This window comes from Actinomadura scrupuli (assembly GCF_050971785.1).
Lineage (GTDB): Bacteria > Actinomycetota > Actinomycetes > Streptosporangiales > Streptosporangiaceae > Actinomadura_E > Actinomadura_E scrupuli.
Window position 1 is genome coordinate 370,092 of sequence record NZ_JBPCCU010000005.1, and the last position, 19,553, is coordinate 389,644.

The following is a 19,553-nucleotide window of genomic DNA, read 5'->3' on the forward strand; positions in this document are numbered from 1 at the left end:
GCGGGGGGCGTTGAGGATGGCTGACGGGGGCGCACGACGGGACGGCCGGGCTGCGGCGGGGCCCGACCGGGACCGGGTCATGGGGGTCACCCCCTTCGGCTGGCCGTCGGCCCGCCTGACCGTGGCGGTGGCCAGGGCGGGCGGCCTCGGCGTCCTCGATCTGGGCCGGGACCGGGAACGGGCACTGGCCGCGCTGACCGAGATCCGCGGATGGTGGCGGGGCACCTTCGGAGTCCGCATCCCGGCGGGCTGCCGGCTGCTCCCGCAGGACCTGCCGGACGCCGTCGACACCATCGTGGCCGACGCCCCGGTGCTCGCCGAGGCCCGCTCGCACCTCCGGCCCGGGCGCAGGCTGCTCGCCGAGGTCGTCGACCCGGCGGAGGCGCGGATCGCCGTGCGCCTGCGCGCCGACGGGCTCATCGCCCGTGGCCGCGAGGCCGGCGGCAGGGTCGGCGACCTCACCACGTTCGTGCTCCTCCAGCGGCTGGCGGCCGATCCGGAACTGGCCGTGCCGATCTGGGCCGCCGGGGGCATCGGGCTGCACACCGCGGCCGCCGCGGTGGCCGGCGGCGCCCGGGGCGTCGTGCTCGACGCCCAGCTCGCGCTGGTCCGCGAGATGGACCTGCCGGCCGAGGTCACGGCCGCCGTCCGCGCGATGGACGGCGGCGAGACGGCCGTCGTGGCGGGGCACCGGGCCTACTCCCGGCCCGATCTGCCCGCCGCAGAGCCGGCGCGCGTGCCTCCCGCTCCGGGCGCCGGGCAGTTGCGCGTCCAGGGCCTGCCGATCGGCCAGGACGGGGCCTTCGCCGGCCCGCTGGCCGCCACGTACAAGACCGCGGGAGGGGTCGTCCAGGCGGTGCGCGAGCAGATCGGCGAGCACCTGGCCGCGGCCGTCCGCAGCGCCCCCCTCACCCCCGCGCAGAGCGAGTACGGCAGGGCCTACCCGGTGGTGCAGGGCCCGATGGCCGGGGTGAGCGACCGGGCGCTGTTCGCCGCGGCGGTCGCGCAGGACGGCGGGCTGCCGTTCCTCGCACCGGCGCTGATGAGCGACGCGGAGACCCGGCGGCTGCTGACCGACACCGCCGAGCGGCTCGGTGACCGGCCGTGGGGCGTCGGGCTTCTCGGCTTCGCCCCGCCGGAGATCCGGCAGGACCAGCTCGCCGCCGTGCGCGAGATCCGGCCGCCGTACGTCCTGCTCGCCGGCGACCGGCCCGGCCAGGCCGCGGCCCTGGAGGAGGCGGGCGTCAGCACGTACCTGCAGGTGTCCTGCCCGGCGCTGCTGGAGCGGCTGCTGCACGACGGGGCGCGCAAGTTCGTCTTCGCCGGCTCCGAGTGCGGCGGTCCCGTCGGGCCGCGCGCCGGCTTCCCGCTCTGGGAGACCCAGCTCGAGGTCCTGGAGAGGTTCCTCCGCGAGCACGGCGGGTCGCCCGCCGCGGCGGAGCTCTCGCTGGTGTTCGCCGGCGGGATCCACGACGAGCGGTCGGCCGCCATGGTGGCGGCGCTGGCCGGGCCCCTCGCCGAGCGGGGCGCAGGCATCAGGCTCCTGATGGGCACGTCCTACCTGTTCACCCATGAGGCCGTCGCGGCCGGCGCGATCCTGCCCGGGTACCAGCGGGTCGCCATGGAGTGCTCGGGCACCGCCGTGCTGGAGACCTCCCCGGGTCACGCCACCCGGTGCGCGATCACCCCGTACGTCTCGGCCTTCGCGGGGGAGCGGGACCGGCTGGAGCAGGCCGGAACCGAGGGCGCGGCGATGACGGCGCGGCTGGAGGAGCTCAACCTCGGGGCGTTGCGGATCGCCGGCAAGGGGCTGCGCGCCGAGGACGGCCACCTGGCCGTCGTGGAGGAGGACGAACAGCGGCGTGCGGGCATGTACCCGGTCGGCCAGGTCGCGGCGCTGCGGTCCGACCCGACCAGCGTGGTGGCACTGCACGAGCAGGTCACCACGGGTGCCACCGCGTTCCTGGCCGCCCGGGCGGCGGAGCTCGGGATCGGCGCGCCCGAGGACGAGGCCGGCCCGCTCGACATCGCCGTCGTGGGGCTCGGGTGCGTGTTCCCCGGGGCCCGGGACACCGCGGAGTACTGGGCGAACATCCTCGGCGGCGGCGACGCCATCACCGAGGTCCCGCCGTGGCGCCGGGACACCGACGTCGGGTCCGGGGACCGGCCGTCGACGGAACGGGGCGGGTTCCTGCCGGAGATCCCCTTCGACGCGAGCGCGTACGGCATCGAGCCGGACGCGCTGGCGGGGATCGAGCCGGCGCACCTGCTGGCACTGGAAGTCGCCGCGCACGCGCTCGCCGACGCGGGGTACGCCGACCGGCCGTTCGACCGCTCGCGTACCTCGGTGTTCTTCGCCGCGGCGGGCGGCGGTCTCGGTGCCGCCTACGGATTCCGGGCGCGGCTGCCGCGGTACCTCGGGGAGGTTCCCGCGGAGCTCGACGAGCAGTTGCCGAGGCCGACGACGCACTCCTTTCCCGGTGCCGTCAGCGACCTGATCGCCGGACGGCTGCGGCTGGGCGGCTCCGCGCAGATCGCCGGGGCCGCGGGCGCCGGCTCACTGGCCGCGCTGGACGCCGCCTGCAAGGAGCTGGCCGCCGGCACCAGCGACATGGTGCTGTGCGGGAGCGCCGACACGGGCGACGGCGCCGGTGCCCCGCCGCCCGCGCTCTCGCCCGGCGGGCGGTGCGCGCCGTTCGACTCCGCGGCCGACGGCCGCACGCCCGGCGAGGGCGTGGGATGCGTCGTCCTCAAGCGCCTGCGGGACGCGGAACGCGACGGCGACCGGATCTACGCCGTCGTCAAGTCCGTCGCCGGAGCGAGCGACGGCAGCCCGCCCGGCCCCGCCGGGCCACCGGTCCGGGGCCGGCGGCTGGCGCTGCGCCGGGCCCACCGGCGCGCCGGGATCTCGCCGTCCCAGGTCGGGCTGGTCGAGGCGCACGGCACCGGCACGCCCGCCGAGGACCGCGCGGAGTTCACCGCGCTCTCCGAGACCTTTCAGGCCGCCGGGGCCGGTCCCGGCACGGTCGCCCTCGGCTCGGTGACCGCACAGATCGGCGACGCCGGATGCGCCGCCGGGGTGGCGGGCCTGATCAAGACCGCGCTCGCCCTGCACACCGGGGTACGGCCCGCCATCGCGAACCTGCGGCGGCCCCTCCCGGCCTGGGATCCGGACGGCAGCCCGTTCGCCTTCGACCGGTCGGCCCGGCCGTGGGTGACCCCGCAGGGCCGGCGCTACGCCGGGCTCAGCGGGTCGGGGGCCGGTGGCGCCAACTTCCACGCCGTGCTCGCCGGTTACGACGGCGCACCCGAGCCGGTCTCCGGGCTCGCCCAGTGGCCGGCCGAGCTGTTCCTCATCCGCGGCGCCGACCGCGCCGCCGCGCTCGCGGAGCTGGACCGGCTCGGCGAGCTCCTGGCCCGCAACGACGACGCCGGGCGGCCATGGCGGCTGCGCGACCTCGCGCGCACGTACGCGACCTCCGGCAACCGGGATCCGGTGCGGGTGTCGATGGTCGCCACCGACCTCGGCGACCTGGCCGCCAAGCTGACCGGTGCCCGCGAGTTCAGGCCCGGCACCGGCGTCTACGTGGCGGGCGAGGCCCCCGCCGGCAAGGTCGCCTTCCTCTACCCCGGCCAGGGCAGCCAGCGTCCGGGTATGCTCGCGGACCTGTTCGTGGCGTTCCCCCGGCTGCAGCGGCTGCTGCACCTGGCCGGCGGTCACCACGCCGGCCCGATGTTCCCGCCCGCCGCGTTCTCCTCGGAGGAGGCCGGGAGGCAGCGGGCGGCCATCGCCGACACGAGGGTGGCCCAGCCGGCGCTGGGCATCGCCGGGCTCGCCCTGCACCGGCTGCTCGTCGGCGCCGGAGTCCGGCCCGACATGGCCGGCGGCCACAGCTACGGCGAGCTCGTCGCGCTCTGCGCCGCCGGGGTCCTGGCCGAGAGCGACCTGGTCGAGCTGAGCGCGGCCCGCGCCGACGCCATCCTCGCCGCGATCGGCGACGAGCCCGGCGCGATGGCGGCCGTCATCGCCACCGCGGAGCGGACCCGGGACGCACTGACCGGTCATCGGGTCGCCGTCGCCAACCACAACGCGCCCCGGCAGACCGTCATCTCCGGCACCGCCGCCGACGTGGACGCCGCCATCGAGGTCCTCACCGGCCAGGGGATCTCCGCCGAGCGGCTGCCGGCCGCCTGCGCGTTCCACAGCCCGCTGGTCGCCGGCGCCGTCTCCGCCCTCCGGGGCGAACTCGACGCGCGTGACCTGCGCTCACCCGCGTATCCGGTGTGGTGCAACTCGACGGCCGAGCCCTACCCCAGCGAGCCTGACGCGGTACGGGCCGCGCTGGCCGGCCAGGTCGCCGCCCCGGTCCGGTTCGTCGAGCAGATCGAGGCGATGTACGCCGCCGGAGCCCGGGTGTTCGTCGAGGCGGGACCCGGGCGTGCGCTCACCGGGCTCGTCGGGAAGATCCTGGGCGACCGGCCGCACACCGCGGTCGCCTGTGACCGTCCCGGCGGGCGGCCGCCGGCGCGCGGCCACGGGTCGCGGCGGCCCCCCGGGCGCGGTCACGGCGGCGAGCCGGGGCACGGGCTGCACGGGCTGCTGCTGGCGTTCGCGGAGCTCGCCGCCGCCGGGGTCCCGGTCGACCCGGCACCGCTGTTCTCCGGGCGCGGCACGGTCAGCGTGCCGGCCCACGACATGCCCGCCCGGCCGGGCTGGATCGTGGACGGCCGGCTGGTGCGCACGGCCGACGGGCACTACCCGCCCAACGCCCTCCGGCCCGCGCGCCGGGTGACGCTCCCCGCCGCGGCACCCCCGGCGACGGCGATCACGGACGGCGAGGCGGCCGTCCTGGAGTACCTGCGCACCACCCGGGAACTGGTCGCCGCCCAGCGGGAGGTGGTGCTCGGCTACCTGGCGGGCTCACCGGACACGCCGGTGGCGGCCCGCCCGTCCGCGGTGCCCGCGCCGAGGGCCGCAGGCCCCGCGCCGGCGTCCGCCCAGGACCTTCCAGAGGGCATCTCTGGAGGCGGTCCCGAGGGGGACGCGCAGCCGGTCCCCGGGATCGTCGACGCCGGCGGTGTCGCCGGTATCGGCGGTATCGCCGGTGAGCATCTGAGCCAGGACGCGCTGGCCGGACGCCCCGGCGGCGGAGCCCTGCCCGCCGGGGCGGCCGGCGACGCCGTCGGGGAGCGGCCCGCCCTGGCGCCGCCCGCCCTGGTGCCGCCCGCTCCGGTGCCGCCCGCTCTGGCACCTCCCGCTCCGGTGCCCCCGGCCCTGGCGCCGCCCGCGCCGGTGCCGCCCGCGCTGGCACCTCCCGCGCTGGCAGCTCCCGCTCTGGCGCCGTCGGCGTCGGCGCCGCCCACCCCGCTCCAGCCCACCCCGGCACGGCCGGCCGCGGCCCCGGGGGCGGGTGACGGAGCACGTGCGGCGGTCCGGCCGGCGGGCAGGCCGCCCCGCCGGTACACCGTGGGGATCCAGGAACTGCCGCCGGTGACCCCGCCCGTCCCGGCACCCGACGCCTTCGCCGGGCAGCGGTTCGTCATCGTCGACGACGGCTGCGGGATCGCGCTGGAGCTCACCGACCTGCTCGAACGGTACGGCGCGCAGGTGCGGACACCGGTCGAGCCGCACGGCCCCGCCGACGGGCTGATCCACCTGGGCGCGCTGCGGCCCGGCGGGGGCCCGGTGCTGCCGGGCACGTATGCGGGCATCCGCGACGCGCTCACCGGCGGTCTGCGCCTGCTCGTCCTGGCGACCGGCTCGGCCGGCGGCTTCGGGCATCGCTTCGACGGCACCGGAGTCGCCGACCCGACCGCGGGCGCGGGACTGCGCGGGCTGGCCCGCACCATCGCCCAGGAGTTCCCCGAGGTGCTCGTGCGGGCGGTGGACGTGGACACCAAGGACAGTCCCCGGCTGGTCGCGGAGCGGTTGTTCGCCGAGCTGCTCACGCAGGAGGGCCCGGTCACGGTCGGCTACGAGGGCGACTCGCGCCGCACTCTCGCGGTCACGCCGGTGCCGCACCTGGAGGCGGCCCCGCTGCCGCTCGGCGCGGACGGAGTGGTGCTGCTCACCGGCGGAGCGCGCGGCATCACCGCCCGCGTCTCGCTCGCCCTGGCGGCCGCGACCGGCTGCCACATCGAGCTGCTCGGCCGCACCGAGGCGCCCGCGCGCCCGGAGGACCCGGCGCTGGCCGCCGCGATCACCGACACGGAGCTGCGGCGGGCCCTGACCGTCCAGGGCGGCCGTACCCCCGCCGAGGTCGAGGCGGCCGTCCGCCGGATCCTGGCCGAACGGGAGATCCGGCAGACCCTCGCCGCGCTGCGCGGCACCGCGGCGTCGGTCCGCTACCAGGCCGTCGACGTACGGGACGCCTCCGCCGTACGGGTGTTCGTGCAGGATCTCTACGCCCGGCACGGCCGGCTGGACGGGGTGATCCACGGGGCCGGGGTGCTGGAGGACCGGCTGATCCGGGACAAGGAACCGGAGTCCTTCGCGCGGGTCTACCGGACGAAGGTGGACGGCGCCTGCGCGCTGGCCGCGGCGGTCCGCCCGGACCTCGGCTTCTTCGTGGTGTTCGGCAGTGTCTCCGGGATCTACGGCGACCGGGGGCGGGCCGACCACTCGGCCGCCGGAGAGGCCTGCGACACCCTGGCCCGGGTCTGGCGCACCCGGCTGCGCGGCCGGGTGCTCGTCGCCGACTGGGGCCCCTGGGCCGGCGGCGGCATGGTCTCGCCCGACCTGGCCCGTGAGTACGACCGCCGCGGTATCGCGCTGCTCGACCCGGAGGACGGTGTGGCCGCACTGCTCCGCGAGCTCGCGTCCGGCGAGGACGTCCAGGTGCTGCTGCTCGGGGACGCCCGGTGAGCGCGCGGCTCCGGTCCGGCGGGCGAAACGATCCGCTGAGCGGGGCGATCGCGATCGTCGGGATGGGCGCCGTCTATCCCGGTGCCGGCAGCGCACCCGAGTTCTGGCACAACATCCGGGCCGGGGTGGACTCCATCACCGACGTGCCCGCGCACCGCTGGGACCCCGAGCTCTACTACGACCCGGAGTCGTACGCCCACGCCCCGGAGAGCGACAAGTTCTACTGCCGCCGGGGCGGCTTCATCGACGAGCGGGCGACGTTCGACCCGGCGGCCTTCGGGATCGTGCCGGCCGCCGCGGAGGGGATGGAGCCCGACCAGCTGCTGGCGCTGCGTACCGCCGCCGAGGCGATCAACGACGCCGGCGGTCCGGGCCGGCTGCCCGACCCGTCGCGGATCGGGGTCGTCATCGGGCGGGGCGGCTACATCACCCCCGGCATCGCCCGGCTCGACCAGCGGCTGCGCACCTCCCACCAGCTGGTGAGCGCGCTGCGGGACCTCATCCCCGATCTGGGCGAGCCGCGGCTGGCGGCGATCAGGGAGGCGTTCTGCGAGCGGCTCGGCCCGGACGGCGCGGACGCCTCGCTCGGCCTGGTGCCCAACTTCGCGGCCTCCCGGATCGCGCACCGCTTCGACTTCCGCGGCCCCGCCTACACCGTCGACGCCGCCTGCGCGTCCGCACTGCTGGCGGTGGAGCACGCCGTCCGGGCGCTGCGCGGCGGCCAGTGCGACGCCGTGCTCGCGGGGGCGGTGCACCACGCCCATCAGGCCACGGTGTGGAGCGTCTTCAGCCGGCTGCGGGCGCTGAGCCCCAGCCAGCGGATCCGTCCCTTCGACCGGGACGCCGACGGCACCCTGCTGTCCGAGGGCACCGGCATGGTGGTGCTCAAACGGCTCGTCGACGCCCAGCGCGCCGGCGACCGGATCTACGCAGTGATCCGCGGGTCGGGCACCTCCAGCGACGGCCGGGCGGCCAGCCTGATGAGTCCGCTCGCCGACGGCCAGGTGCTCGCGCTGGAGCGAGCCTGGCGCGACGCCGGGCTGGACCCGCGGCAGGCCGGTGCGCTGGGGCTGGTCGAGGCGCACGGCGCCGCGACCAGGGCCGGGGACGAGACCGAGCTCGAGACGCTGAGCCGGGTGTTCGGGCCGTCGGGACCGCCGATCGCGCTGGGCACCGTCAAGTCGATGATCGGGCATTCCATGCCCGCCAGCGGGATCGCCGGCCTGATCAAGGTGGCGCTCGCCCTGCACGGGGCCGTGCTGCCGCCGACCCTGCACGTGCAGGAACCGCATCCGGCGCTGACCGGCACCCGCTTCCGGCCCGTCACCGAGACCGGCGACTGGGAGGCGGTGCCCGGCGTGCCCCGCCGGGCCGTGGTCAACGCGTTCGGCTTCGGCGGCGTCAACGCCCATCTGGTCCTGGAGGAGACGCCCGGCTCGGGCCGCCGCTCCGCGGCCCGTGCGGAGTCGCGTGCCTCGCGGTCGTTCCTGTGCGGGATCCGCCAGGAGCCGGAGAAGGTGCTCAGGCTGGCGGCGGCGGACCCGGAGAGCCTGGCCCGGCTGCTCGCGGCACCCGATGACGACCTGATCGGCGCGGCGGAGACCGGACCGGTCGGCGGCGCGCCCGGGGGGCCCTGCCGGATCGCGATCGTCGCCCCCACGGCCCGGCGGCTGGAGCTGGCCCGCTCGGCCGTGGCCCGGGCGGCGCCCTGGCGAGGCGACGACGACATCTGGTTCGCCCCGGCGCCGATGCTGCCGGCCGGGGGGCGGCTCGCCTTCCTGTTCCCCGGGCTGGAGCCGGTCTTCGAACCGCAGGTGGAGGACATCGCGCGCCATGCCGGGCTGGCCGCCCCCGAACTGACCGGCCGCAGCGACCTCGCCGGCCGCGCCGCCGACGTGCTCGCGTCCGGCCGGGTGCTCGCGGCCGCGCTGCGGGAGCTCGGCGTCCGGCCCGACGTCGCGGCCGGGCACGGGCTCGGGGAGTGGACCGCCATGGTGGCCACCGGGATGTGCCCGCCCGACGCGGCCGAGGCGTGCCTGACCGGGCTGGGCCGTGCCGCCGGCGGCGCCCCCGGCCTCCCGGACGTGTCCTACGCGGCGCTCGGCTGCGGCGCCGAGCGCGCCGCCGGAGCGATCACCGGCCTCGACGGCGTGGTGGTCAGCCACGACAACTGCCCGCACCAGTCGGTGATCTGCGGGCCGCCGGAGGCGGTACGCGAGGCCGTCGACCGGCTCTGGGCCGAGGGGGTGCTCGGCCAGGAACTGCCGTTCCGCACCGGCCTGCACACTCCGCGGGCGCAGGCCCGGCTGAGGCCGGTGGCCGAGGCGTTCGAGCGGCTGCCGGTCCGCCGCCCCGACGTCCCGCTCTGGTCGGCGACGACCGCCGCCCCGTTCCCGGACGACCCCGGCGAGGTACGCGCCCTGGCCGTACGGCATCTGCTGGAGCCGGTCCGGTTCACCGCCCTGGTGCGTGCGTTGTACGAGGACGGGGTGCGGGTCTTCGTCCAGGTCGGCCCGGGCAGCCTCAGCGGGTTCGTCACCGACTCGCTCGGCGACCGCGAGCACCTGGCGATCGCCGTGAACGCGCCCGGCCGCGACGGCCTGGCCCAGCTGGCCCGGGTCACCGCGGCGCTGTGGGCCGAGGGCCACGAGCCGGTGGCCGCCGCCGGGGCCGGGCCCGCCACGGTCCGGCTCGGCCTGGACACGCCGCTGGTCCGGCTGGACGGGGTGCTTCCCGGGCTGCGGCTCGAAGCCGACGTCCCGGTCACCGCCGGGGACGGCTCGCCGGTGCTCGCCGAGTTCGGCGCGCTGCTGCGGGAGGCGACCGCGGGCGCCCGCAGCGTGCTGGCCGCCGCGTCCCGGGCCACCCAGGCGGCGACCCACGCGGGCACCCAGGCGGGCACCCACGCGGCCACTCAGGAAGGCACCGACGCAGGAGGAGAGCAGAGCCCATGACACAGGTGCAGCAGGGCGAGGACGTCCTGTCCGAGCTGGTGCGGATACTGGTCGACGTGGTCGGCGAGGACTCCCTGGCCGGGGTCGAGGTGACCCGCGACACGGCGCTCGACGACGACCTGGCACTGGAGGGCATCGAGTTCGTCGAGCTGTCCCAGCGGTTACGGCAGGTCTACGGCGAGCGGGTGGAGCTCACCGCCTTCCTCGCCGAGCTGGACTTCGAGCAGCTCACGAGGCTGACGGTCGGTGACCTGGCCCGCCATGTCGAGTCGCGGCTGTCATGACCTTCGTCGTCGCCCGGGGGGCCCGCTTCCACCTCGTGGAGATGGGGCCGGTGGAGGGCAGGCCGGTGGTCATGCTGCACGGGCTGTTCACCGGCAGCGCCGCCTCGTGGTACTTCACCGCGGCCCCGGCGATCGCGCGCCGCCATCCCGTACGGCTGATCGACTGGCGCGGGCACGGGCTCAGCGAGCGCACCCCGACCGGGTACGACTCGGTGAGCATGGTGCGGGACCTGGCGGAGCTCACCGCCGACCTGCCGCCGTTCGCGGTGGCGGGACACTGCTGGGGGGCCGTCGTCGCCGTCCGGTTCGTCCTCGCCCACCCCGGCCGGGTGACCCGGCTGGCCCTGGTCGACCCGTCCTTCGCCGGGTCCGGGCGCACGCCGGGCGGGGCCGCCCTGACGACGCTGGCCGAGGCGCCCGCCCCGGGCACGCGGGGATTGCTGGAGCGCACCAGCGTGCTCTCCGACCTGGCCGGTGAGGCGCCGGTCACCGCCGCCGAGCTCGGTGGCCTGGCCGGGATCCCGGTGCTCGCCGTGGTCGGGTCGCGGTCGCCCTTCCGGCCCGCCGCCGACCTGGTCGCCGGGGCACTGCCGCAGGCCCGCTGCCACATCTTCGGCGGCGGCCACGACCTGCACATCAGCGCGAAGGCGCGGCTGACCCCGCTGCTCGCCGACTTCCTGTCCGCCCCGGACCGGAGCGACGACGGGAGCGACGATGGCTGACCGCACCGCCGCCACTGCCACTGCCGCCAACGTCCTGGAAAACGCCGTCAACGTCCTGGGAGGGGCGAGCACATGAGTCGCATACGCAGAGCCGCGATGCCGAGCCTCGCGGAGATGGGCGTCGTGCCCTTTCACGATCCCGGTGCCCGGCGCTTCCTGTTCGTCGTGCCGCCGCTGCCCGGGCATGTCGAGCCGACGGTGGCGCTCGGCGCCGAGCTGGCCCGGCGCGGCCACCAGGTGGCGTGGGCGGGTCATCCGGGCAGCGTGACTCCGCTACTGGAGCCCACCGCCCGGCTGTTCCCCACCCGGGACAAGGGGTTCGCGAGCCGGCTCGCCCGGGCCCGGGACGCTCGGCTGAGGCTGCGCGGACCGGCCGCCCTGCGGTTCCTGTGGGAGGACTTCCTCATCCCGCTGGGGCACGGCATGGTGCCCGGGATCGAGGCGGCCGTCCAGGAGTTCCGGCCGGACGTCATCGTCTCGGACCAGCGGACGCCGGCCGGTGCGGTGGTGGCCCTCCGCAACGGCGTGACCTGGGCGACGTCCGCCTGCACCTCCGCCGCCTTCGGCCCGGCGCTGCCGGGACTGCCCAAGGCGGACGAGTGGGTGACCGCGCAGCTGGCCGCGTTCCAGCGGGCACACGGGCTGGAGGAGCCGGTGGACCTGCGGTTCTCCGGCCATCTCGTGCTCGGGTTCTCGGCCGCCGGGCTCGTCGGCGAGCCCGGGCGGTTCCCCGGCCGGGTCGTGTTCGCCGGGCCCGTCCCCGGCCCGCCGGCCGCCGACGACTTCCCATGGGAGTGGCTGGAGGCCTCCGTGCCCACGGTGCTCGTCTCGCTCGGCGTGCCGTACGGTCCGGCGGAGGCGCGGTTCGCCGGGATCGCCGTCGACGCCCTGAGCGGGCTGGGCCTGCGGGCCGTCTTCGTCGCCCCGCCCGGCGTGCTCGACCCGCCGCCCCACGTGCTGGTCCGCCAGCGGGTGCCGCTGCCGCGGCTGCTGCCGCACCTGTCCGCGGTGGTCACCCACGGCGATCACGACACCGTCTGCGAGACCCTGGCGCACGGCCTGCCGCTGGTGATCGCCCCGGTCCGGGACGAGGAGCCCGTCCTGGCCCACCAGGTCGCCGAGGCCGGCGCCGGGGTCACCGTCCGCTTCGCCAGGGTGCGGACGGACGAACTGCGCAAGGCGCTCACGGCGGTGCTGTCGGACCAGACGTACCGTTCCGCGGCCCGCCGGGTCCAGTCGTCGTTCGCCGCCGCGGGCGGCCTCACCGAGGCGGCCGATCGCCTGGAGAAGCCGGCGTGAACACCGGCCGGGTGCCGCACTGTGGCCGGCACTCTGACGCGGACGGCTCGCCCCGTACCGTGCCGCCCTCGGCCGGCCGCGCATGCCGGCCCGGCGGAAAGGGGCGTGTATGGAAGCCGCCCGGAGATCTACGGGGAACGCCGCGGCGTTCAGCCCTCCCGGCAGGCGATGGCGGCCTGGCCGAGGCTGATGCCGCCGTCGTTGGGCGGCACCCGGCGATGGGTGAGGACGCGGAAGCCCCGCCGTTCGAGCGCGGGGACGGTCCGTTCCAGCAGGAGCCGGTTCTGGAAGACGCCGCCGGAGAGCGCGACCGTGCGCAGGCCGGAGGCGGTACGGACCCGGGTGCAGGCGCCGAGGATCAGCGCGGCGACGCCGTGGTGGAACCGGGCCGCGATCACCGGGACGGGCACCGCGGCCCGCAGGTCGTCGGCGGCGGCGAGCACGAGGTCGGTGCCCTCCATCAGGAACGGGTCGCCGTCGGTGATCCGGCCCGGGTAGCCGTCGCCGGTGCCGCGGTCGGCGAGCTGTTCGAGCTCGATGGCGGCCTGGCCCTCGTAGGTGACCGTGTCGCGGACGCCGAGAAGGGCGGCGACCGCGTCGAACAGCCGCCCGGCGCTGGAGGTGACCGGGGCGCCCAGCCGTGATCCGGCCAGCGCGGCGACGGGGTCCCAGCGGGCGGCGTTCCGCTCCCGTACGGCCAGGTCCGCCGACGGCGCTCCGGCGGCCGTCAGGTGGGCCGCGGCCATCCGCCAGGGCTCCCGGATCGCCGCGGTGCCGCCCGGCAGCGCGACCGGGGCCAGATGACCCGCCCGGGTGAAACCGCCCAGATCGGCGACGAGGATCTCGCCGCCCCACAGGGTGCCGTCGGTGCCGTAGCCGAGCCCGTCGAGGGCGACGCCGATCACCGGCCCCGTCTCCCCGCTGTCGGCCAGGCACGAGGCGATGTGCGCGTGGTGGTGCTGGACGCCCAGCAGCTCCACCCCGGGCGGCTCGGCGTCCGGCAGGCCGAGGGCGTACTTGGTGGACAGGTACTCCGGATGCAGGTCGTGCGCGACGAGCTCGGGCGTGATGTCGAACAGCCGCCGGTAGTGCTCGATGCCGGTGGTGAAGGAGCGGAAGGTCTCGTAGTTCTCCAGGTCCCCGATGTGGTGGGACACGAAGGCGTGTGCTCCGCGGGCCAGGCAGAACGTGCTCTTCAGCTCGGCCCCCACCGCCAGCAGCGGCCGGCCGGCCGGGCGGGGCAGCGGCAGCGGCCGGGGAGCCTCGCCGCGGGCCCGCCGGATCGGCAGGGCGCGCCCGGCCACCACCCGCACCACCGAGTCGTCGGTGCGCATGTGGATCGGGCGGTCGTGGGTGAGGAAGGCGTCGGCGATGCCCCGGAGCCGGTCGAAGGCCTCCGCGTCGTCGTGGCAGATGGGCTCGTCGGAGACGTTCCCGCTGGTCAGGACCATGGGCCCGGCCAGCGCGCGGGCCAGCAGATGGTGCACCGGGGTGTAGGGGAGCAGCAGGCCCAGCTCGCGGTTGCCGGGGGCCACCGCCGCCGCGACGGGCACACCGGGGCGACGGGGGAGCAGCACGATCGGCCGGGCGGCTCCGGTCAGCGCCGCCGCCGCCGGCTCGTCGACCTCGCAGAGCAGCCGGGCGGCGGCCAGGCCGGAGACCATGACCGCGAACGGCCTGTCCTCCCGGTGCTTGCGGGACCGCAGGGTCCGCGCGGCCGCCTCCGCGCCGGCGTCCACGGCCAGGTGATAGCCGCCCAGGCCCTTGATCGCCACGATCCGGCCGGCCCGCAGCAGTTCCGCGGCGGCCTCGACGGGATCGCCGGGGACCTCCGCGCCGCCGGGGCCGGACAGGCGCAGGACCGGGCCGCAGGCGGGGCAGCAGACCGGCTGCGCGTGGAACCGGCGGTCGGCCGGATCCCGGTACTCCGCCGCGCACGCCGCGCACATCGGGAACCCCGCCATGGTGGTGTACGGCCGGTCGTACGGCACGTCCCGGATGATCGTGAAGCGGGGGCCGCAGTTGGTGCAGTTGACGAAGGGGTACCGGTAACGCCGGTCGGCCGGGTCGAACAGCTCGCGCAGGCAGTCGTCGCACGTCGCGGTGTCCGGCGAGATCAGCGTGCGGCGGGAGCCGTCGCCCCGGCTGGTGACGATGGCGAAGCCGCGCCCGCCCCGTGGCGGCAGCGCCTCGAGGGCGATCCGCTCGATGACGGCCAGCGGCGGGGCCTCGCGCCGGAGCGTCTCCTGGAAGCGGCTGACCGTGTCGGGGTCGCCCTCGACCTCGATGAAGACCCCTGACGCGTCGTTGCCGACCAGCCCGGACAGCGCCAGCCGCCCGGCCAGGGCATGCACGAACGGCCGGAACCCGACCCCCTGCACCACCCCGGCGACCCGCAGCCGGTAACGGACCTGTTCCGCGCTCACGCTTAGCCAGGCTCGCATGGTGACCGGCCGGAGTGAAGGACCTCCGGCGACGCGGCATTTCGATCCGTTCGGCCCCCCTTCGCCCCTGGATGCGAACCGCCGCTACAGCTTGGGGGTGAACCGGCGCTGGTAGTCGGGATCGCCGGGAGCGGAGGGGCCGCGGAGCGCGGTCTCGACCAGCTCGGCGGCCTTGGCGAGGGCGGCCAGCCGGGTGCCCTCGCGCCGGTAGGTGTCGAGGACGGCCTCGATGCCGTGCGGCGGGACCAGCCCGGCGAGCTCGGTGCGGGCCGTACGGAAACCCTGCCGGGCCGCCTCGACGTCGGCGTCGAGATGGTGGCAGGCCATCCGGGCGAGCGCCAGCGGATAGCGGCGCAGCACGCCGTAACGGCGGTATTCGGGCGGCACCAGCTCCAGCAGCCAGGCCATCGCCGTGTCCTCGAAACGCTCGGAGCCGGGTGGGTGGACCTCGGCGGGCCACCCCGGCGGGACGTACGTGCTCACACCGTCACCATAGCCGATGTTCGAACCTATGTTCGATATACTTTCATTACTTTTGTCCGTATTGACGATCAGCCTCCGCCATTGCGGCGGCGGAGTTCGTCGGCGAGGCCGGCCAGGCACCGGGCCAGCTGCTTGTCGTTCATCTTGGCGGGAGCCGCGCCGCAGTCGGTGGGCTTTCCCGGAGCCGAGGGGGCGGACGGGCCGCTCGGTGCCGTTCCGGGGGCGAGGACCTCACTGCCACCGGGGGCGACGGCCTTCGGCTGGATCTGGTCGGTCGACGAGAGGTCGATGTAGAACACGGTCTGCCCGTCGCGCACCCCATAGACCCGCCAGCGGTCGGCGCCCAGCGGGATGAACTGCTCGAGCTGCGCGCCCGTCTGCTGGATGAACGGCACGGCCTTGGCGTTCAGGGAGTTCAGGTTGGCGATCAGTGGGTCGCCGGTGGCCAGGGTGTAGACGTCGTAGCGGTTCAGCCGGCCGCTGTCGACCTGGTCGGCGGACACGATCCCGTACGCGACGAACGACTGGGACTTGGTGCCCCGCGGGATGAGCGGGGTGACGTAGTACAGCCGGTGGTCGGTGCCGCGCAGCAGGTACTCGCCCGGGTTGGCCTTCTGGGTCGAGAAGTCCGAGGTGCGGAAACCGAAGGAGCGCTTCTTGCTCTTACGCCCGGCGGCCCACGCGGTGGCGTCCCGCTGCACCCGCGTCAGCGTGATCGGGTAGACCGGGCCCGGCAGCTCGCCCGGCGCCACCTTGGGCCGGTACGTGATGTCGGGAGCGCCGTCGCGGCTGCCCTTCAGCAGCAGGACCCCCGCCGCGACCCGCACCGTGCGGTTCTTGTAGGCGATCTGGCGCTGGACCACCACGACGATGACCGGCCGGTCGCCCTGGCAGTAACCCCAGACGTCCTTGTCCTCGAAGCCCAGCTCGGGGTGGCGCTCGGCCAGCAGGTGCTTCAGGTCGTTCATCTTGGTGCCGTTGAAGGCCCGGTCGAACCGGTGGTCACCGGTGAAGCGGCAGACCTGGGTGGAGTTGGTGGCGCCGTCGAACTGCGCCACGCCGTAGGCCGGGCGCGAGCTGCCCGAGCCGTCCAGAATCGCCGACCACTGGCCGGTATTGGGCGCCGCACCCCAGATGTAGGTCAGCGAGTCGCTCATCACGTCGACCCCCTGCACGGGGGAGGCCGCCTGCGTCATCGCGGTGCGGGCCGAGGCCAGCGACGAGGTCCGGGACTCCCACCGCATCGCGGGATAGGCGTTGTCCACCTTGATGCAGGACGGGACGTCGTGCCGGCCGATCCGGTCGCACCCAGGGCCGCCGGGACGGGATCCTGTCACCAGGTCGGCGACCGAACCCGGCGGATCGGTCAGGGTCGGCACGTGGAACACGGTCGTCCGGTTGTAGTAGCGGCCCGCGTCCTTGTCGTTGTCCCACAGTGCCGAGGGGAGCGGCCACACCACCACGACCAGCGCCGCGACGATCGTGACGACGGCCGTCCCGAAGGCCAGGCGCCCGGTGAGCCCGGATCCGAAGTCGAAGTCCTCGTCGAAGCCGATCAGCAGGCCGGTCAGCAGCAGCACGCTGGCGACCCACAGCCAGAACCACCCGGCCGCCCCGGACAGCCCGCCGTGCGGCAGGAAGGTGCGCTGAACCCAGTGCGCGACGACCCGGTCGATGCCGTACCCGGGCATCACGACCCGGCCGATCGACCACGTGAGGCCCACGAGGGCGGGCAGCCAGAGCCACACCAGAAGAAGCCGCGTCACGCGCCGCCGGATGATGACACGCCGACGCCGGGGGGACTGCCAGCTCATCGCCGCTCCCAATTGTGGGGATTTGCCCTTGGACGCGGCATAGCCGGGTCACGTTCCCGGCGAGATCATTCCTTCTCGGGGCGCTGGATGCGAATCACTCCGGACTCCAGGTCCGGGCGGCCGGAACCGGCCTGCTGGTGATCGTCCTGGCGGCGCATCTTCTCCGCCTCCTGCTGCTCCAGCTGGATCTTCTTGCCGCCACTGAACATGGCGTGCAGGTCTTCGAAAACGCCGACGCCGAACCCGGCGCCGGCGGCGGCGTCACCACGGATCGCGGCCATCATCGACGGACGGCCGGTGCCCTCGTCAGGCCAATCGACGACCTCGGGCTCGACCTTCTTGGGCTTGGCCGGGCCTCTGGGCCGCCTCCGGCGGCGGCGAAACGGTGACTTCACTCCAGCTCCAACGTTCAACGGTGGTGAAATGATCCCACGCCGTGGGCCCAGTCAACCATCGAAGGTCCACCGGGTCGGTGACCCGGCGAAGTCGTCATGGAGCAGACCGAATGCCCGGCGGGGTCGCACCGCGATCGTGGCATTGACCGCCGGATCGAGGAAATCGGGCTGGAGGTCGACGTCGTACTTGGCGTTGGTCAGGCCCAGGAACCGCGCGATGGCCGCCGAGTCGGTGATCACCTCGGCGGTGCCCTCGATCACCACGGGATCGCCGGCGTCCTCGGTGGTGACCACGACCCGGGGGTCGCGCGCGAGGTTGCGGGCCTTGCGGGACCGGAGGCCGGCGCTGAACCACAGCGCGTCGTGGTCCCACACCCCCCAGACGGGCATCGCGTGCGGACCTCCCTCCGGGGTCACCGTGGCCACCCAGAAGTTGCGGGCGGCCGTGATCCGCTCCAGGGCCCACGACCAGGGCAGCAGCCCGGTGCCCTCGTCGGGGGCGCGAACGCCGTAGCCCGGCATGTGGGGCCGGTCGGCCGTGGGCTCCATGCCGTACTCCTCCCGGGGACGACTCCGCCTCCGCATCGTGGCACGCGGTGCCGGCAGAAGTCCGGCGTGGGCGGGGGTAAGAATCGGTTCCATGCTCGGAGGAGGGGACTGCGAACGGTAACCTGCGGAACGTGCCCACCACTCTCGCCGACGTCATCGGGGTCCTCGAGGGTCTCTACGATCCCCGCTGGGCCGAGTCCTGGGACGCGGTCGGCCTGGTGTGCGGGGACCCCGCACAGACCGTCACCAAGGTGATGTTCGCCGTCGACCCGGTCACGGCAGTGATCGACGAGGCGCTCGGCTGGGGCGCGGACCTGCTGGTCACGCACCATCCGCTGCTGCTGCGGCCGGTCAGCAGCGTGGCGGCGACCACGCCCAAGGGCCGGTCGATCCACCGGCTGATCACGGGTGGGCTGGCGCTCTACACCGCGCACACCAACGCCGACGTCGCCGACCCGGGAGTCTCCGACGCGCTCGCCCGGGCAGTCGGCCTGAGCGGCCCGCTGCGTCCCCTGGCGCCCTCGGCCGAGGACCCGCGCAGGGGCCTGGGCCGGATCGGCGAAATGCCCGCACCGCTCACCCTGGCGGAGTTCGCCGCCCAGGTGGCCAAGGGCCTGCCGGCCACCGCGGCCGGTGTGCGCCTCGCCGGTGACCCGGACCGTACGATCCGTACCGTCGCGGTCTGCGGCGGAGCCGGCGACTCCCTGCTCGGCGCGGCGGCCGCGGCCGGCGTCGACGTCTACCTCACCGCCGATCTCCGCCACCACCCCGCCTCGGAGGCCCGGGAGCATTCCGGCGGGCCCGCTCTGATCGACGCCGCGCACTGGGCTACCGAATGGCCCTGGCTGGCCGACGCGGAGCGGCGGTTGACCGGTGCCCTGGCCGCGCCGCCGGCGGGCGACCGCACGGCCCCGGGAGTGGAGACCCGGATCTCCACGCTCGTCACCGACGCGTGGACCTTTTCTTGTAAGCCCGAAGGAGCATCACAGTGAAAGCCGCACCGGAAGCCCAGCAGCGCCTGCTGGACCTGCAGGAGCTCGACGCCGCGCTCGACCGGCTCGCCCACCGCCGCCGGACGCTTCCGGAGCTGGCCGAGATCGAGCGGCTGGAGGCCCGGCTCGCCGAGCTGGGCGACGTCGTGGTCAGCGCCGAGGCCGACATCGCGGACCTGGACCGCGAGCAGTCCAAGGCCGAGCAGGACGTCGAGCAGGTACGGCTGCGCGCCGACCGGGACCAGAAGCGCCTCGACTCCGGCCAGGTGACCTCCGCCAAGGACCTGGAGAACCTCCAGTCCGAGATCGCCTCGCTGCAGCGCCGCCAGTCCGCCCTCGAGGAGGTCGTGCTCGAGATCATGGAACGGCACGAGGCGGCCGACGGGCGTTTCGCCGGCCTGACCGAGGAGCGCACCGCCGCCCAGGCCGAGCTGACCGTCCTGGGCGAGCGCCGGGACGCCGCCGCCAAGGAGATCGACGACGAGGCGGGGGCCACCAGCGCCGCCCGCACCGCCGTCGCCAAGGACATCCCCGACGACCTGCTGGCCCTGTACGAGAAGCTGCGCGGCCAGTTCGGGGTCGGCGCCGCCGCGCTCCTGCGAGGCCGCTGCCAGGGCTGCCACCTCGCCCTCAACACCACCGACCTCAACCGCATCCGGGCCGCCGCGGCCGACGAGGTCGTCCGGTGCGAGGAATGCCGCCGCATCCTCGTCCGCACCCCGGAATCCGGCCTGTGAGTCGGGTGAGCGAGG

At 75.6% G+C, this 19,553-nt stretch carries 12 protein-coding genes; 7 read left to right on the plus strand and 5 right to left on the minus strand.

Going from position 1 to position 19,553, the window contains the following annotated elements:
- The first annotated feature begins 79 nt into the window (after positions 1–79).
- From ACRYCC_RS24295 to ACRYCC_RS24315, 5 genes are all read left to right on the plus strand, one after another.
- Positions 80–6,865: an SDR family NAD(P)-dependent oxidoreductase gene (locus tag ACRYCC_RS24295; protein ID WP_433815636.1), complete on the plus strand. Its 6,786-nt coding sequence runs from the start codon at positions 80–82 to the stop codon at positions 6,863–6,865.
- Positions 6,862–9,819, plus strand: a complete 2,958-nt coding sequence (locus tag ACRYCC_RS24300; protein ID WP_433815638.1) for a beta-ketoacyl synthase N-terminal-like domain-containing protein — start codon at positions 6,862–6,864, stop codon at positions 9,817–9,819. Before ACRYCC_RS24295 ends, ACRYCC_RS24300 begins: the two co-directional genes overlap by 4 nt.
- Positions 9,816–10,103, plus strand: coding sequence for an acyl carrier protein (locus tag ACRYCC_RS24305; RefSeq protein ID WP_433815640.1), 288 nt, complete (start codon positions 9,816–9,818; stop codon positions 10,101–10,103). The genes ACRYCC_RS24300 and ACRYCC_RS24305 overlap by 4 nt, the downstream gene beginning before the upstream one ends.
- Positions 10,100–10,825 carry an alpha/beta fold hydrolase gene (locus ACRYCC_RS24310; protein WP_433815642.1) on the plus strand — a complete coding sequence of 242 codons (726 nt, stop codon included), beginning with the start codon at positions 10,100–10,102 and terminating at the stop codon, positions 10,823–10,825. Before ACRYCC_RS24305 ends, ACRYCC_RS24310 begins: the two co-directional genes overlap by 4 nt.
- A 72-nt stretch (positions 10,826–10,897) precedes the next feature.
- Positions 10,898–12,124, plus strand: a complete 1,227-nt coding sequence (locus tag ACRYCC_RS24315; protein WP_433815644.1) for a glycosyltransferase — start codon at positions 10,898–10,900, stop codon at positions 12,122–12,124.
- A 149-nt stretch (positions 12,125–12,273) separates the two neighbouring features.
- On the opposite strand, the gene hypF is transcribed toward ACRYCC_RS24315, so the two are convergent.
- The 5 genes from hypF to ACRYCC_RS24340 all read right to left on the minus strand — a co-directional run bounded on the left by hypF (position 12,274) and on the right by ACRYCC_RS24340 (position 17,809).
- Positions 12,274–14,550 (minus strand): carbamoyltransferase HypF, encoded by a 2,277-nt coding sequence (hypF, locus tag ACRYCC_RS24320; protein ID WP_433815645.1) that lies wholly within the window; start codon positions 14,548–14,550, stop codon positions 12,274–12,276.
- 102 nt (positions 14,551–14,652) lie between these two features.
- Positions 14,653–15,051: a hypothetical protein gene (locus ACRYCC_RS24325; RefSeq protein WP_433815646.1), complete on the minus strand. Its 399-nt coding sequence runs from the start codon at positions 15,049–15,051 to the stop codon at positions 14,653–14,655.
- Between the two features lie 68 nt (positions 15,052–15,119).
- Positions 15,120–16,817 (minus strand): hypothetical protein, encoded by a 1,698-nt coding sequence (locus ACRYCC_RS24330; protein WP_433815647.1) that lies wholly within the window; start codon positions 16,815–16,817, stop codon positions 15,120–15,122.
- A gap of 113 nt (positions 16,818–16,930) precedes the next feature.
- On the minus strand, positions 16,931–17,260 hold the full coding sequence (locus ACRYCC_RS24335; RefSeq protein WP_433815649.1) for a DUF6191 domain-containing protein: 330 nt from the start codon (positions 17,258–17,260) through the stop codon (positions 16,931–16,933).
- A 51-nt stretch (positions 17,261–17,311) separates the two neighbouring features.
- A complete protein-coding gene (locus ACRYCC_RS24340) occupies positions 17,312–17,809 on the minus strand; it encodes a pyridoxamine 5'-phosphate oxidase family protein (protein ID WP_433815651.1) in 498 nt (165 codons plus the stop codon).
- Positions 17,810–17,940: 131 nt separating this feature from the next.
- Here ACRYCC_RS24340 and ACRYCC_RS24345 point away from each other — a divergent pair, with 131 nt between their 5' ends.
- Positions 17,941–18,801: a Nif3-like dinuclear metal center hexameric protein gene (locus ACRYCC_RS24345; RefSeq protein ID WP_433815653.1), complete on the plus strand. Its 861-nt coding sequence runs from the start codon at positions 17,941–17,943 to the stop codon at positions 18,799–18,801.
- Positions 18,798–19,538: a zinc ribbon domain-containing protein gene (locus ACRYCC_RS24350; protein ID WP_433815655.1), complete on the plus strand. Its 741-nt coding sequence runs from the start codon at positions 18,798–18,800 to the stop codon at positions 19,536–19,538. Before ACRYCC_RS24345 ends, ACRYCC_RS24350 begins: the two co-directional genes overlap by 4 nt.
- Positions 19,539–19,553: the final 15 nt, after the last annotated feature.

What these genes read in the sequence shown, in the direction of transcription:
- ACRYCC_RS24295 (WP_433815636.1), top strand. Translation starts at nt 80, where the DNA reads ATGGGGGTCACCCCCTTCGGCTGGCCGTCGGCCCGCCTGACCGTGGCG.
- ACRYCC_RS24305 (WP_433815640.1), top strand. Translation starts at nt 9,816, where the DNA reads ATGACACAGGTGCAGCAGGGCGAGGACGTCCTGTCCGAGCTGGTGCGG.
- ACRYCC_RS24310 (WP_433815642.1), top strand. Translation starts at nt 10,100, where the DNA reads ATGACCTTCGTCGTCGCCCGGGGGGCCCGCTTCCACCTCGTGGAGATG.
- ACRYCC_RS24315 (WP_433815644.1), top strand. Translation starts at nt 10,898, where the DNA reads ATGAGTCGCATACGCAGAGCCGCGATGCCGAGCCTCGCGGAGATGGGC.
- ACRYCC_RS24340 (WP_433815651.1), bottom strand. Translation starts at nt 17,809, where the DNA reads ATGGAGCCCACGGCCGACCGGCCCCACATGCCGGGCTACGGCGTTCGC.